At 59.7% G+C, this 14602-nt stretch carries 12 protein-coding genes; 7 read left to right on the top strand and 5 right to left on the bottom strand.

All coding sequences use genetic code 11. From position 1 onward, the window contains the following. Positions 1–110: 110 nt before the first annotated feature. Both BS627_RS09050 and BS627_RS09045 read right to left on the bottom strand, forming a co-directional pair. Positions 111–770 carry a glutathione S-transferase family protein gene (locus BS627_RS09050; protein WP_077982762.1) on the bottom strand — a complete coding sequence of 220 codons (660 nt, stop codon included), beginning with the start codon at positions 768–770 and terminating at the stop codon, positions 111–113. Between the two features lie 82 nt (positions 771–852). Beyond that, complete coding sequence (locus BS627_RS09045) at positions 853–1368, bottom strand: MarR family winged helix-turn-helix transcriptional regulator (protein WP_077982761.1); 516 nt, start codon at positions 1366–1368, stop codon at positions 853–855. Positions 1369–1508: 140 nt separating this feature from the next. On the opposite strand from BS627_RS09045, the gene BS627_RS09040 reads away from it, so the two are divergent. The 4 genes from BS627_RS09040 (at position 1509) to BS627_RS09025 (ending at position 7041) form a co-directional block, all read left to right on the top strand. Beyond that, on the top strand, positions 1509–3038 hold the full coding sequence (locus tag BS627_RS09040; protein WP_165691185.1) for an MDR family MFS transporter: 1530 nt from the start codon (positions 1509–1511) through the stop codon (positions 3036–3038). Between the two features lie 227 nt (positions 3039–3265). After that, complete coding sequence (locus tag BS627_RS09035; RefSeq protein ID WP_165691207.1) at positions 3266–4276, top strand: ligase-associated DNA damage response exonuclease; 1011 nt, start codon at positions 3266–3268, stop codon at positions 4274–4276. 1 nt (position 4277) lies between these two features. Further along, a complete protein-coding gene (locus tag BS627_RS09030; RefSeq protein WP_077982760.1) occupies positions 4278–5903 on the top strand; it encodes a cisplatin damage response ATP-dependent DNA ligase in 1626 nt (541 codons plus the stop codon). Between the two features lie 172 nt (positions 5904–6075). Next, positions 6076–7041, top strand: coding sequence for an alpha/beta hydrolase family protein (locus BS627_RS09025; RefSeq protein ID WP_077982759.1), 966 nt, complete (start codon positions 6076–6078; stop codon positions 7039–7041). Between the two features lie 34 nt (positions 7042–7075). On the opposite strand, the gene BS627_RS09020 is transcribed toward BS627_RS09025, so the two are convergent. Both BS627_RS09020 and BS627_RS09015 read right to left on the bottom strand, forming a co-directional pair. Next, complete coding sequence (locus BS627_RS09020) at positions 7076–7858, bottom strand: glycosyltransferase family 32 protein (protein WP_162520407.1); 783 nt, start codon at positions 7856–7858, stop codon at positions 7076–7078. A gap of 154 nt (positions 7859–8012) precedes the next feature. Further along, positions 8013–10730 carry a heavy metal translocating P-type ATPase gene (locus tag BS627_RS09015; protein WP_077982757.1) on the bottom strand — a complete coding sequence of 906 codons (2718 nt, stop codon included), beginning with the start codon at positions 10728–10730 and terminating at the stop codon, positions 8013–8015. Between the two features lie 166 nt (positions 10731–10896). Here BS627_RS09015 and BS627_RS09010 point away from each other — a divergent pair, with 166 nt between their 5' ends. The 3 genes from BS627_RS09010 (at position 10897) to BS627_RS09000 (ending at position 13770) form a co-directional block, all read left to right on the top strand. Beyond that, positions 10897–11805 carry a L,D-transpeptidase gene (locus BS627_RS09010; protein ID WP_077982756.1) on the top strand — a complete coding sequence of 303 codons (909 nt, stop codon included), beginning with the start codon at positions 10897–10899 and terminating at the stop codon, positions 11803–11805. A gap of 155 nt (positions 11806–11960) precedes the next feature. Next, positions 11961–12686, top strand: coding sequence for a L,D-transpeptidase (locus BS627_RS09005; protein WP_077982755.1), 726 nt, complete (start codon positions 11961–11963; stop codon positions 12684–12686). Between the two features lie 55 nt (positions 12687–12741). Beyond that, positions 12742–13770 carry a calcium-binding protein gene (locus BS627_RS09000; protein ID WP_077982754.1) on the top strand — a complete coding sequence of 343 codons (1029 nt, stop codon included), beginning with the start codon at positions 12742–12744 and terminating at the stop codon, positions 13768–13770. A gap of 42 nt (positions 13771–13812) precedes the next feature. Here the strand turns inward: BS627_RS09000 and BS627_RS08995 are convergent, their stop codons facing one another. After that, positions 13813–14592 (bottom strand): hypothetical protein, encoded by a 780-nt coding sequence (locus BS627_RS08995; protein WP_131829414.1) that lies wholly within the window; start codon positions 14590–14592, stop codon positions 13813–13815. Between the last annotated feature and the right edge of the window lie 10 nt (positions 14593–14602).

The raw sequence follows: 14602 nt of genomic DNA, 5'->3' as shown, positions 1-14602 counted from the left end.
CGAGGATCTGCAACGTATTGATTTTATTTGACGTGGTTGAATCCTCGGGACAAGCCAGAGGATGACGTTGAGTACGGAGGGACGTCTCCAGTCCGCGCCCAAAGCTCGTGTCAAGCCGCCTCGGCGGCCCGGCTGTCCCACATGGTCTTGAACGCCGTGCGGGCCTGGCAACGATCCAGCCAGGCTTTCAGCGCCGGATGGGCATCGAACAGCGGTTTGTGGCCCTGCGCGTAACGAACGATTTCCGCCGCGTTGAGATCGGCCACGGTGAAACGGTCTCCCACCAGATGATCATGGGTGGCGAGATGCTGCTCCAGCACCCGGAAGGGGCGCTTCAGCAGGCGGGCGGCGACGTCAATAACAGCCTTACCAGTATCGCTTTCCGACAGGCCCTCGGCGATGGCGGAGGAAATCTTCAGCGAATTGGCCTCGATTTCGGTGGCGGCGAAGAAGGACCATTGCAGCATCGCCGCATCTTCCTTCAGATCGACCGGCGCAAGCGGTCCGCCATATTTGCGGGCAAGGTAGAGATTGATGGCCATGGATTCGTAAAGCACCATGCCGTCATCCTCAATGCAGGGAATGGTACCCATCGGGTTGACGGCGAGAAATGCGGGAGACAGCGTGTTGAGCGGCGCATCCGCAGCCAGCGGATCGGCAAGGCGGCGGGCCTGTATGACGGGCACATGCTTGAATTCTATGCCCAGTTCACCCGCAAGCCACAGCGTGCGCGTGGCGCGGGAACGGTAGACACCGTAAATCGTCAACATCGAAATTACCCCTTGACCAGTTCGATGCGCCGCACGTTACGGTTTCGTCGCTTTAAAGTGAAGTTGCAGATCCCCGTGCCAACTATGATTTTTTCTGATCCGCGAATAAGTCCGTATCCGGTGACAGGCGATATTCGAAACGGTCGATAAAGCGTTCGAACAGGCGGGCGAATGTCTCCACATCCTCTGCCGGCCAGCCATCCATCACGTCCTCGATGACGCTCATCTTGGTCCGGCGCATTTCCTGCAAAAGGCTGGTGCCGAGCGGCGTAATCTCGACAATGCTGCGGCGGCCGTCTTCCTGGGAAACGCTGCGTTTCAGCAGGCCGCGTCCCACCATATCCGCCACCACCCGGCTACCGCGTGAGGGATCGATGCGCATGCCCTCGGCAATCGCACCCACGGTAACATCGCCTTCGGTGCGGCGCAGAATGTCGAGAACGTCTATATGGGAGAGTTCAAGACCCGGAGCGAGCTTGGCAAGCGCCATGCGGCCGATGATGCGGCGGCCGATCATGATGCGCATGCGCGTCATCGTATTGCCGATCCGCTTGATGTCCTCGGGCAGATCCTCGTTCCAGTTTTCCTCGCTCGCCACGCTTTGCCGTTCCTTTCATTGCCAGTTCGCGATCACATTTAGCGCGAATAACATGGATGTCAAAAACTTGCCATTGACATATATATGCTGATAGCACACAAATTGCCGTAGCAAAACCGCCGTAGCCAACGAGATTTTTCATGGATATGTCCACCGCCCCCGTGGCGCCGCTTGTGTCGGATCATCGGCGCAGGCTCATCGTCTTTCTGTTCCTGATGCTGGCCATGTTCATGGCAACTCTCGATAACCAGATCGTATCGACAGCGCTTCCCACCATTGTCGGTGAATTCGGCGCGCTGGAGCGTTTCGGCTGGATCGGCTCGGCCTATCTGCTGGCGACCAGTGCTGTCATGCCTGTCTATGGCAAGCTCGGCGATCTGTTCGGCCGCAAATATGTGATGATCGCGGCGGTCGTCATCTTCACGCTGGGTTCGCTGGCCTGCGGGCTGGCATGGTCGATGGACAGCCTGATTGCCGCCCGCGTGTTGCAGGGGCTTGGCGGCGGCGGCATCATGGTCTCGATCTTTTCCGTCAATGCAGATTTGTTCGAGCCGCGTGAACGCGCCCGCTACCAGAGCTATTCCAGCCTCACCATCATGGCGTCAGGCAGTGTCGGCCCGATCCTCGGCGGTACGATGAGCGACCTGTTCGGCTGGCGGTCAATCTTCCTCATTAACCTGCCGCTCGGCATCGTCGTCATTGCAGGGCTGGCATTGATGCTGCCTTACCGCCGCCCGGCGCGCCAGCCGAAGATCGATTATCTCGGCGCGGTCCTTTTGGCGGCCACCATTGCCAGCGTGGTCTTCTGGGCCGACAGCAGCGAATTGTTCGGCTCGCTGATCGCCGGCCCTAGCCTCGGTATCATCGCCTTTGCCGTCATCGCCGCTTTCCTGTGGGTGCAGGTGGAACGCCGCGCGCCGGAACCGGTGGTGCCGCTCAGGCTCTTCAAGGACAGCACCTTTCCGCTCTTGATGATCGTCTCGCTGACCAGCGGCGGCATCGGCATCGGCATGGTCAATTATTATGCCCTGTTCCTGCAGACCACCACCGGGCTTTCGCCTTCCCATGCCGGCCTGTTCTTCATCGCCGTCACCGGCGGCATCGTCATGGGCTCGCTTTCGGCCGGACGGCTGATTTCGATCACCGGCGTCTACAAGCCCTTCTCTGTGGCGGGTCTCACCATCAACGTCATCGCCATGCTGCTCTTCACGCAGATGCATGCCGGAACGCCGCTTTGGGTGATTGCGGTCCTCATGTTGGCACAAGGCTTTGCTGTCGGGCTCGGCCAGCAGGCGCCGATCATCGGCGTGCAAAATTCCGCGCCCAAGGCGGATATTGGCGCGGCGAGCGGCGCGGTGACGCTGACCCGCATGGGCGGCGCGGCGATTGCCATTTCTGTCTATGGCGCCATCGTGTCCTCGAGCCTGAAAGGCGTCGCGGTCAATATTCCCGGTGTCGGCAAGATCGAGGAACTGACGCCGAAAAGCCTCTCCGAACTCCCCGCCGCCTCACAGGCCGCCGTCGCCGCGCTCTACTCGGATGCGTTTACGCCGCTGTTCTTCGCGGCCGCCGCAACCGCCGCCATCGGCCTTGCCGCGGCGCTGATGCTGAAGCCGGTGCGGCTACCGGCGGCGGTTGAGGCGAAGCCGGCCGAAGGGGCGGGGGAGTAAAGGCCGTCACCCAATACGGTTCGATGGGATTGATGCGCCTTGTTCACGTTGCTCACCATACCCTCATCCCTGTGACGAGCGCAGAATGAGGGAAAGGACGGGCCGTGCAATGTGTTTCACCATCACGGTCCTACACAACAAAAACACCGCCGCTGGAAATTTAATGCACGTTCCGCGTTATGCTCGCATCACTTTAGATTCGCGCGGGCGGCCCTATCTCAATGAATATGAAGCCGGAACAGCTGTTGAATTCCACGCCCAAGGGCCTTTATTGCCCGGCGGGTGATTTTTATATCGATCCCGTCCGCCCGGTGGCGCGGGCGCTCATCACCCACGGTCATTCCGACCACGCCCGCGCCGGCCATGGCGCGGTGCTGGCTACGCGCCAGACGCTGGATATAATGCGCATCCGTTATGGCGAGGATTTTTGCGGCAGCGAGCAGGCGGTCGCATTCGGCGAAAGGGTGGAGGTAAACGGCGTTACCGTCGGTTTCCATCCAGCAGGCCATGTGCTGGGTTCGGCGCAAATCTCCGTGGAAATGAACGGGATTCGCATCGTCGCCTCGGGAGACTACAAGCGCGGCGTGGACCCCACCTGCGCGCCCTTCGAGACGGTGCCTTGCGATGTCTTCATCACAGAGGCCACCTTCGGCCTGCCGGTGTTTCATCATCCGCTGCCGCGCGTGGAAACGGCCAAGCTGCTCACCTCCATCAAACAGTTTACCGACCGCACCCACCTCGTCGGGGCCTATTCGCTTGGCAAGGCGCAGCGCGTCATCCGTCTGCTCCGCGACAACGGTTATTCCGATCCCATTTACATTCACGGCGCGCTGGCACGGCTGTGTGATTATTACATCTCGCAGGGCATCGATCTCGGCGATCTGCGCCCCGCAACGCTCGAAAAAAGCGATCCCTCCGCCTTCAAGGGCGCGATCGTCGTCGGCCCGCCCTCCGCCTTTCAGGAACGCTGGGCACGGCGCTTCAACGAACCGCTGATCGCCTTCGCGTCCGGCTGGATGATGGTGCGGCAGAGGGCGAAGCAGGGCGGAGTAGAGCTGCCACTGGTGATCTCCGACCATTGCGACTGGCCGGAACTGCTGGAGACGATCAAGGAAATTTCCCCGCAGGCCGTCTGGGTCACCCATGGCCGTGAGGAGGCGCTGGTGCGCTGGTGTCAATTGCAGGGTATTGCCGCCAAGCCGCTGCATCTTGTCGGTTACGAGGATGAGGGGGACTGAGATGAAAGCCTTCGCCACGCTGCTCGACCGTCTCGTTCTCACCCCGTCGCGCAACGGCAAACTGAAGCTGCTCACCGATTATTTCCGCGATACGCCCGATCCCGACCGGGGTTACGGTCTGGCGGCGATTGCCGGCACGCTGGACCTCAAGAGCGTCAAGCCGGCCATGCTGCGCGAACTGGTCATGGAGCGGATGGACGAGGTGCTGTTTCGTTATTCCTATGATTATGTCGGCGATCTTGCCGAGACCATCTCGCTGGTCTGGGGCAATATCGGTGGCGCGGATCACGCCGAGGCGCAGGACCCGCGCCTCGGAGAGGTCGTAACGTTGATGAATTCGCTGGGACGTACCGAGGTGCGCGGCGCGGTGCGCGACCTCTTGGATAGGCTCGATACGTCCTCGCGTTTCGCTTTCCTCAAACTCGCAACCGGCAGCCTGCGCATCGGCGTTTCGGCGCGGCTGGCACGGCAGGCGCTGGCGGATTTTGCCGGCAAAGACATCACCGAGATCGAAACCCTCTGGCACGGGCTGACGCCGCCCTATACGCCGCTTTTCGCGTGGCTTGAGGGGAAGTCCGGGCGGCCGGTTCTGGCGACGCCCGCCATTTTCCATTCGGTCATGCTGGCGACGCCGGTTTCCGATGGCGACCTCGATGCGCTGGACCCGGCCGACTATGCCGCCGAATGGAAATGGGACGGTATTCGCGTGCAATTGTCCCGCGCCGGCGCCACGCGAAAACTCTATTCCCGCTCCGGCGACGATATCTCCGCCGCCTTTCCCGATGTTCTGGAGGCAATCGATTTCGAAGGCGTGATGGATGGCGAATTGCTGATTGGAGGCACGTCGCGCTCCAACAATCTCACCCGCACCTTTTCCGACTTGCAGCAGCGGCTGAACCGCAAGACGGTGACTGCGAAGATGCTGGATGATTATCCCGCCTTCATTCGCGCCTATGACCTGCTGTTCGAGGGCGAAAGCGATATTCGCGCCGAAAGCTACATGGAGCGCCGCGGCCGCCTCTCGGATATTATCGAGCACGCGCCGCATGATCGCTTCGACCTCTCGCCGCTGATTGGCTTTTTCAGCTGGCAGGAACTCGATACGCTTCGTGCCGCACCGCCCGATCCTGTGATCGAGGGCGTCATGATCAAGCGCCGTGACAGCACCTACCAGGCCGGGCGCGCCAAGGGCCCCTGGTTCAAGTGGAAACGCGATCCTTATAACATCGACGCCGTCATGATGTATGCCCAGCGCGGCCACGGCAAAAGATCGAGCTATTATTCCGATTTCACCTTTGGCGTCTGGGCGGAAGGCGAGGATGGCGAACAGCTGGTGCCGGTCGGAAAGGCCTATTTCGGCTTCACCGATGCGGAGCTGGAGGTGCTGGACAAATTCGTGCGCGACAACACCGTCGAGCGTTTCGGCCCGGTGCGGGCGGTGCGCGCGACGCCGGATTTCGGTTTCGTGCTGGAGGTGGCCTTCGAAGGCATCAACCGCTCCACCCGCCACAAATCCGGCGTGGCCATGCGCTTCCCGCGCATTTCGCGGCTTCGCGCCGACAAGGTGCCGGCGGAGGCGGACAGGCTCTCGACTCTGGTGGCGATGATCGACGGCGTGGAAGGGTAAAGGCGCCTTGACCGTCCCTCATCCCCCGCGGCAGGCGCAGGAACGGAGAGACGCTGTCCCGAAATTGCCATGATGGCTGCGAATACATTGTTGTCATTCGCGAATCCGTGATTGGACAGCCTCCAGCCGCAGTGTTGAACTGCTCTAGTAACCATCCCCCGCAGGTGACCATATGGCAGACAAACGCTTTCTTTCCCAAGCCTTCGGACAGGAAAAGAGCGGCGCCATCTCGCCGGGCCTGACGCGGCGAAGCCTTGTGGCCGGCGCCATGGGGCTGTCAGCGTCCGCATTTTTACCACCCCGTGCGAAAGCGGGCATTGCTGCGCCAGAGGTGCTGCCGCTGGAGCGGCAGGATTATGCGGTGGCGCGTCGGCATTTCCACACCCATCTCCTGCGAAAAATGCCGGCACCGGAAAAATCTTCCGCGCTCGGCACGCCGCCCGGGGCGACACGGATCACCTATCCGGGCGGGCCGGACGGTTCCATTGCGCTTGTCGCGTGGCTCTCCCGCTACCAGCCCTCAAAAACGCTAAAGCCCGCCGTTCTTTTCCTCCACGGCGGCAACGCCACCGGGGACGGCCATTGGGCGCTGATGAAGCCCTATTGGGAAGCGGGCTATGTCGTGCTTCTGCCATCCTTCCGTGGTGAAAACGGCCAGAGCGGCAATTATTCCGGTTTTTACGACGAAACGACGGATGCGCTGGCCGCCGCCGCCTATCTGGAAAATCTTCCCGGCATCGACAGAAACCGCTTCTTCATCGCCGGCCATTCCAATGGCGGCACGCTGACGCTTCTGGCCGCGATGAGCCGGACGTTTCGCGCCGCAGCACCCATCTCCGCCGGCGTCAGTTCCTGGCGTTATTTCAACCGCTATAGCGACGAGATCTGTTTCGACGAGACCGACGAGCGCGAATTCATCATGCGCTCCTCCGTCTGTTTCGGCCCCAGCCTCAAATGTCCGGCGCTGCTTTTGCGGGGCACGGAGGAACGGCCTTTCGATGCCGATCACCAGCTTTTCGTGGATCGCGCCCTGACATCGGGTTTCAAGGTCGACAAAAAGCTCTTGCCCGGCACCCATAATGGTGTTGTGCCGCATGCGGTCGAGGAAAGCATCCGCTTTTTCAACAGTTTCGCCTGAGGCGCCAGTTTCGCCTCCAGCAGAAAGGCCGCCGCTAGTTTTTGACGATTGCGGTTTTGGCCTGCTCCGCCCACCATGCGCCGTCCTTCTTGTCGGCATATTGGGCGCGCTTGTTGGTGAACTGCCCCTGGGTACACATTTCGCGGTAATTGCGGACAGGCAGGCCCAGTTCCTTGACGACGGCATGCACCACCGTCGGGCCGGTCATGTCATAGACGCTGACGAGCGTCCCGTCTTCGATATTTTGGGCAATACGATCGGCTATCAGCCTGAGCGCCGGGTGGCCGGGTTTTGATGCCATGAAGTAATTTGTGATTTCGCCGTCTTTCATGGCAATGAAAACGGCTTCTTCATCCGTGCCGATCACATCTTCCGGGCGAGCCGCAAAATTGGAATCGATATCGAGATAGATGCCGCCTTCCTGCAGAAGCACCAGAATACGCCAGAAATCGGCCTTGGCGGCGCCCACCTGCAGGCGGCGGAAGGCATCGGCGTAACGTCCGGGAAAATGCCGGTCGATATAGGCCTGGCATGCCTCGTCATCATGATAGCGATATTCGAATTCCGGCGTCAGCCAACGGTTGAACAGGAAATTCGCATAGATCGGCGTCGTTACCCGGTTGGAGTAATTGGTCTGCCAGATGATGCGGGGAATGGCTTTTTCCGATTTCGGGCTGCGCCTGGCAGGCCGATACTGCGGAAGCGTTTTTCTTCTGCCTGGCCGCAAAAAAAGATCGATGGAGAAAATAACCTTCACGATATTGCCGCCGATTTTGATCGCGCGATACGCAATGCGGTTATAGCCAGTCTTTGCCAATGTCAGCGCTCCTGCGCGTGGAATCGTTTGTCACGCGCGTGGAAAACGGCGGTACGCGGTATGTATTGGACGCAATTAGTTTGTCAATATGCCGTAAATAAGACGGCCGGGCCTCGATGGACGAGGCCCGGCCGTCGTGCACGCAAATGGAATTTCAGCCCTTGCGGTTGAAATAGCCGAGCAGCCGCATAGCGTTGGCGGTGACCAGAACCGTCGCGCCGGTGTCGGCGAAAACGGCGAGCCACAGGCCTGAAACGCCGGTTACGGTGGTCACCAGGAAGACCGCTTTCAGACCTAGCGCGACGGTTACGTTCTGGCGGATATTGCTCATGGTGGCGCGTGACAGGCCGATGAGGCGCGCGGCGTCGCCGACATTGTTGCGCATCAGCGCCGCATCCGCCGCCTCCATCGCCACATCCGTACCGGAACCGATGGCGACACCGACGCTGGCGGCAGCAAGGGCAGGGGCATCGTTGATGCCATCGCCCACCATGACAACGGTTTTCTTTTCGGCCAGCTTGCGGATTTCCTCGACCTTGTTCTGCGGCAGCAGTTCGCCGCGCGCCTCAAGGCCCAGCTTGTTGCCGATGGCGCGTGCGGTGCGGGCATTGTCGCCCGACAGCATCAGCGAGGAAATGCCCATATCCTTCAGCGCTTTCACACCTTCGGCCGCATCCTTGCGCGGCTCGTCGCGCATGGCGAAGAGGCCGCTTGCCGCGCCGCCGGTCATCACGACAGCCACCGTCTTGCCTTCGCTTTCCAGCGCGGAAATGCGATCGGAAAGGTCCTTCGAGAGCGTTCCGACCTCAGTCGCAAAGCGCGGTGCGCCGATGAACAGCTCCTTGCCGCCGACAGTGCCCTGCATGCCGCGACCGGAAATCGCCTTGATGTTGGAGCCGGGCAGGGGCTTCACGCCGGCCTTTTCGGCATGATTGACGATGGCGCGGGCGAGCGGGTGGCTCGACTCGTTTTCGATGGTCGCGGCCTGCGCAATCAGTTCGGCCTCGTTGCCGTCAAGCGCGATCACATCCGTCACGACGGGCTCACCGAGCGTCAGCGTGCCGGTCTTGTCGAAGGCGACGGTTTCGGTGCGCGCCAGCATCTCGATGACAGCGCCGCCTTTCACCAGCATGCCGTGGCGCGCCGCAGCCGAAAGGCTGGAGGCAATCGCCGCGGGAACGGAAATGACCAGGGCGCAGGGGCAACCGATGAGGAGCAGCGCGAGACCGCGATAAATCCAGGTATCCCAGTCACCAAGACCGACAAGCGGCGGCACGATGATGGTCAGCACCGAGATCGCGACGATCAGCGGCATGTAATAACGCGAGAAGCTCTGGATGAAGCGCTCGGTCGGGGCGCGGGCATCCTGCGCTTCCTCGACCAGCGTGATGATGCGGGCAATGGTGTTGTCTTCCGGCGCGCGGTCGACACGGATGCGCAGCGAACCGTCATGGTTGATCGAGCCGGCAAAGACGCGGTCGCCCTTTTCTTTCGCGACCGGAATGCTCTCGCCGGTCATCGGCGATTCGTCGACGCTGGACTGGCCTTCCATGACAACGCCGTCGGCGGCGATACGGTCGCCGGGGCGCGCCACGACCACTTGGCCAATGCGCACCTGATCGGCGGAGATCTGCCGAAGCGATCCGTTTTCCTCCACCATCGCGGTTTTTGGCAAGAGCGAACCGAGCGCCTTTATGCCGGAGCGAGCGCGGGCGGCCGCAAAACCTTCCAGCAATTCGCCGACGGAGAAGAGCAGCACGACGATGGCTGCCTCTTCCGCCTCGCCGATGATGATCGCGCCGATGGCGGCAATCGTCATCAGCATCTCAATGGTGAAGACCGCGCCGAAACGGGCGGCGTTGACGGCGTTCTTCGCGATGGGGAAAAGCGTGGCGAGCGTCGCGACGACGAAGGCGTAACTTCCCCAGGCCGGGAAGGTCAGTTCCGCGGCATAGGCAATCGCGACCAGAATGGTGCCGGTGAAGGTGTTGCGCGCCTTGGCGGTGCGCCACCATGCACCTTTTTCGTCCGCGCCATGGGCGTGCCCTATCTCGGCGCTCTGGCTTGCGGCGGCAGGCGCGGCAGCGTGGGAGTGGCCCGCATGGTCGTGTCCGTGATCGTGGCCTGAATGATCATGGCCGGAGTGACCGTGGTCATGCCCGTTGCAGGAATGGTGCTCGTGTCCCGAATGGTCGTGTGCTGCGTGATCATGCCCGGAATGGTCGTGATCGTGATGGCCACCGCATGTCGCGTGATCATGGTCATGTTCGTGCTTATGATCCGGCGTCTTTTCGCGTGCGGTCTTTTCCTGCGGCAGCAGAGCGGGTTTGAAGCCGAGCTTGCGCAGCGTATCCTCGATTTTGTCGACCGGGGTCTTGTTCTCGGCAAGCGAGAGGTTCAGCCTTTCGCGGGCCACCGAAACCTTGACGTCGCCGACGCCGGGCAAACGGGAAAGCGCGGTTTCGATCTTGGCCGCGCAGCTACCGCAATCCATCCCGCCGACTGAAAAGATCAGCGCGTTGCTCTTGTCCGCGCCCGTTTCGGCCTCGTCATGGTGGTGGCCGCCGCAGGAGGAATGATCATGATGATCGGCTTCGACCTTTGCAGCGGGCGCTTTGTCGCGCGGCAGCAGAGCGGGCTTGAAGCCGAGCTTGCGCAACGTATCCTCGATCTTTTCGACCGGAGTCTTGTTCTCCGCCAACGAAAGGTTCAGCCTTTCGCGAGCGACGGAAACCTTGACGTCGCCGACGCCGGGCAAACGGGAAAGCGCGGTTTCGATCTTCGCCGCGCAGCTGCCGCAATCCATGCCGCCGACCGAAAAGGTCAGGTCCTCCGATGCTCCGTTCAAACTGCCGCGTGTCGAAATATTCATGGTTTCGCTCCTGAATTCCACTCGACAGCCAATCTGGCACCTCTAGCAACTAGAGCTTCAAGAGGAAAAATGCGGGTTTTCGATTTTTTTTGAAAAAACGACGCCAGCTTCGCGCCAGCCGCGGGGTCCATCATGCCGGCAGATTGGATTCCATGAAGCGGTTCAGATGATAGCACTCCTTTTGAAAAATGGTCGCCGGGCGGCCTCTCTGATGGCTCTTGCGGTTCTGCCGCTGCTGGGCGGTTGCCTTTTTGTGACGGATACGACCCGGATGGACCCGGATGTTTTCGTCAGGGAAACGGCGCCGGTGTTCAATTTCAACTCCGTCAGCTCCAATCGCCAGCCGGAACTGCCGCCGCAGCCGGGCCAGCTTTCAACCCGCTCGCCGGATCTGTTCAGAACCCGCTTCCATCAGGAATACGGTCCGCCAGTGCGCGGGCAGGGGCTGCAAGCCCCGCAGGTGCAAGGTTATAACGCCCCTCAGGGACGTGGTCAGGCCATGGCTTATGGCCTGCCGGTTTCCAATCCGCTGCACCGGGTCATATATGGCCCGATCCGCGACGATGATCGCTCGTTGCCGGCCATTCCCTATGGCCGCATCGATCCGCGTTATCTCAGGCAGGAAGTGAGCTACCAGACGGCGGAAGCGCCGGGCACCATCGTGGTCGATACGAAGCAGCATTTTCTTTATCTCGTGCAGTCCGACGGCAAGGCGATCCGTTACGGCGTTGGGCTGGGGCGCGACGGTTATGCCTGGTCGGGTCGCGGCAAAATCCAATGGAAGGCAAAATGGCCGCGCTGGACGCCGCCGGATGAAATGGTCAAGCGCCAGCCGGAACTCGCCTCCATCTCCGCTGCCAATGGCGGCATGACGCCAGGTCTCAACAACCCCCTCGGCGCGCGCGCGCTTTATATTTTCAAGGACGGCAAGGACACGCTGTACCGCGTGCACGGCACGCCGGACTGGCAATCCGTGGGCAAGGCGACGTCCTCCGGCTGCGTGCGCATGCTCAATCAGGATGTGATCGATCTCTATGAGCGTGTGCCGCAAGGGGCGCAGATTGTGGTTATCTGAACACGTTCTAAAAGAAAGAGTTGCCAGACCCATTCCGCCAGCGCCTTGTGACTGGCTTTTAGCGGTCGGTTAACTATTTTCGCAATACGCATGAAACGGAACAAATGACGTACAACGGCGATATAGCCGTTCGAAATGTGGGACAACCCGGCCTTATGACAAGTACCGACACAGATTTTTCCAGACGCACCTTCCTTTCCCTTCTCGGCATCTCCTCCGCTTCGCTTCTCGCAGGCTGTGCCTCATCCGGTCCGGGAGGCGCCATTCGCCAGCAGGCAGGCGCCATCGGCAGCGATTTCCGGCAGATGTTCTCGCCGGGCGTCAGCGATGCGGAACTGGCCGTCATGTACGGCTCTGTTGAGGATGGCGGTTACGTCATTCCCGCCGTGCCCTATCAGAAGATCGACCGCCGTTATTATCGCCAGCGGGTTGTCGATCCGACCGGCGAACGCCCCGGCACCGTCGTCGTCGATACGCGCTCGCGCTTCCTTTACGTGGTGGAGCCGGGCGGCAGCGCCATGCGGTACGGCGTCGGCATCGGCCGCGAAGGTTTCGCCTGGTCGGGCGAGGGCGTCATCCAGTGGCGTCAGAAATGGCCGAAATGGACCCCGCCGGACGAAATGGTCGCCCGCCAGCCGGAACTCACCAAATATTCTTCCAAGAACGGTGGCATGCCGCCCGGCCTGAAGAATCCGCTCGGCGCGCGCGCCCTTTATATCTTCCAGAACGGCAAGGACACGCTCTACCGCCTGCACGGCTCGCCGGAATGGAACTCCATCGGCAAGGCCGTCTCCTCCGGTTGTGTGCGCCTGATGAACCAGGACGTCATCGACCTCTACGACCGCGTGCCGCAAAAGGCGCGTGTGGTGGTGTGGCAGTAAGCTGACGGAGCATCCGAACCACATTCAGTACATAAGCTGACCGAGCTGAAAAATAATGGCTGCAACACGAAACGTGCTGCGGCCATTTTTTGTTATAATGAATACGGGTTATTATGGTGATCGTTACGGCGCGGTTAGGAACGATACGTTTCAGCTTGGTGGCAGTGCGTTTGGCGGTCTAGGTGGAGTCCAGAACGGGTGGGAGCGGTTTTATGGCGGTGAAGGGGAGGATAGAATTTATGTCTCTCCAACGTCGGGCTACTCGTGGACCGCCATCATGATTGCCGATAATGGCTTGAGCAGTATTGAAAAAATTCAATTCAATCAGTTTAGCCAATGGCCGGTGGAGCCCGTCTACTTTGCAGGAAAAGTTGATTTTTCGAGTGTTAAGTACATGGATTCCAGCGTTACGATCTATGGCAGGGCGAACGATAATACGTTCATCGGCGGCAGGCTCGGTGAGACAGTTCAAGGCGATGGCGGGAACGACACGCTTTACGGCAATGGTGGCAATGACAGACTATTCGGCGACTCTACCAGTGCTAATCGCTGGGTTGCGGATTTGAACGCGGCCGGGAACGATAAGCTCTATGGTGGTGATGGAAACGACTACCTTAACGGCCAAGGTGGTAACGACCTTCTGTATGGCGATGGAGGCGATGACAGTCTTTATGGTGGGACTGGAACCGACCAGCTGAGCGGTGGGGACGGCGCAGACAAGCTATTTGGTGAAGCTGGAAATGACCAGTTGCGCGGCGGAGCTGGAAACGATGTTCTCGACGGGGGCGCAGGCAGCGATTTGATCGAAGGTGGAGATGGTGAAAACGTTCTTTGGGGTGGGGCTGACGCTGACACGTTCTATTTTTCCGTCAGGAACGCGCAAGACACTATCAAAGACTTCCAGTTAGGAAGTGATAGAATACGGTTTGACACCGCGATAGCAGACGATTTTGCGGATCTTATGATTGCAGACGGTGTCAACGGACACGCCAATATTAGCGTGGACGGTTTGCAGATTATGCTTTCTGACGTCTCGGCTGCATCACTGGTCCCTTCTATGTTTGAATTTGGCTTGCTTGCATGAGTTAAAGGGTCGGCGCTCCGTCGGAAAACCGACGGGGCACTCTCAACTTGAATACGACTGGAGTTCCGATTTTTTGTAGGCTTTTACCAAGCTCCCCATTTTGTCGAAAATTTCCAGTTCGCCGGTTTCTTTGTACTCAACCATTTTCTGCCCGTTGCCGTAATATAGCGTACCGGGTGTAACCGACACCTGACCATTTTCACCCAGTTTAAGAACTATGGCGGAACCGAAAAATTCCTTAAGCGCTTTTTCGCTGTCATGCATATACTGTCTCGACACTTCGCAATATGTTCCATCGAGAGAGTTGTTGAGTTCCGCCATTTTGACTTGGCCTTCGTAAACTCGGTCACTGATAAAATACGCGACCTGCTTTTTCACAAGCGCCTCATCCTCACCATTCGCGATGCGTTTTGCACCCCACTCAGTGTACTGGGCATCGTACTCTTCGCGCGCTGGCACAATGATTTTTGATACTTGGCGCGGACTGGCTCTCGAAGCCATGGATATTAGCTCCTTTACAATCGCTTCTGCATTCTCCGCTGTCCGTTCGATCGGCTTGATGTAAGAGGACGACATTATAGACGTCGCCGCGGCGTTCATCGCGCTTACCGTTGCCTGTGGAATGGCGGCGGAGACTATCTCCTTTGTGGCAACAGTCTCCTGTTTTACTTTGGTAACGCGGGAAGCAAGCGATACGATCGTGTCAATGGCTTGCGTAGTCTTCTGTGGGCTGTCTGCGACAATATTGAGGATCGAGTTAGCGGCTCTATTCTGTGAGATGTCCCGCGTGGAAAAAATTTGATTGAGAATGGTCAATGCCATCGAATTCGCA

Source organism: Agrobacterium salinitolerans (genome assembly GCF_002008225.1).
GTDB lineage: Bacteria > Pseudomonadota > Alphaproteobacteria > Rhizobiales > Rhizobiaceae > Agrobacterium > Agrobacterium salinitolerans.
Note: the sequence above shows the minus strand (reverse complement) of the source record. Positions and strands in the feature narration are given on the sequence as shown.

What these genes read in the sequence shown, in the direction of transcription:
- BS627_RS09050 (WP_077982762.1), bottom strand. Translation starts at nt 770, where the DNA reads ATGTTGACGATTTACGGTGTCTACCGTTCCCGCGCCACGCGCACGCTG.
- BS627_RS09040 (WP_165691185.1), top strand. Translation starts at nt 1,509, where the DNA reads ATGGATATGTCCACCGCCCCCGTGGCGCCGCTTGTGTCGGATCATCGG.
- BS627_RS09035 (WP_165691207.1), top strand. Translation starts at nt 3,266, where the DNA reads ATGAAGCCGGAACAGCTGTTGAATTCCACGCCCAAGGGCCTTTATTGC.
- BS627_RS09030 (WP_077982760.1), top strand. Translation starts at nt 4,278, where the DNA reads ATGAAAGCCTTCGCCACGCTGCTCGACCGTCTCGTTCTCACCCCGTCG.
- BS627_RS09025 (WP_077982759.1), top strand. Translation starts at nt 6,076, where the DNA reads ATGGCAGACAAACGCTTTCTTTCCCAAGCCTTCGGACAGGAAAAGAGC.
- BS627_RS09015 (WP_077982757.1), bottom strand. Translation starts at nt 10,730, where the DNA reads ATGAATATTTCGACACGCGGCAGTTTGAACGGAGCATCGGAGGACCTG.
- BS627_RS09010 (WP_077982756.1), top strand. Translation starts at nt 10,897, where the DNA reads ATGATAGCACTCCTTTTGAAAAATGGTCGCCGGGCGGCCTCTCTGATG.
- BS627_RS09005 (WP_077982755.1), top strand. Translation starts at nt 11,961, where the DNA reads ATGACAAGTACCGACACAGATTTTTCCAGACGCACCTTCCTTTCCCTT.
- BS627_RS09000 (WP_077982754.1), top strand. Translation starts at nt 12,742, where the DNA reads ATGGCTGCAACACGAAACGTGCTGCGGCCATTTTTTGTTATAATGAAT.
- BS627_RS08995 (WP_131829414.1), bottom strand. Translation starts at nt 14,592, where the DNA reads ATGGCATTGACCATTCTCAATCAAATTTTTTCCACGCGGGACATCTCA.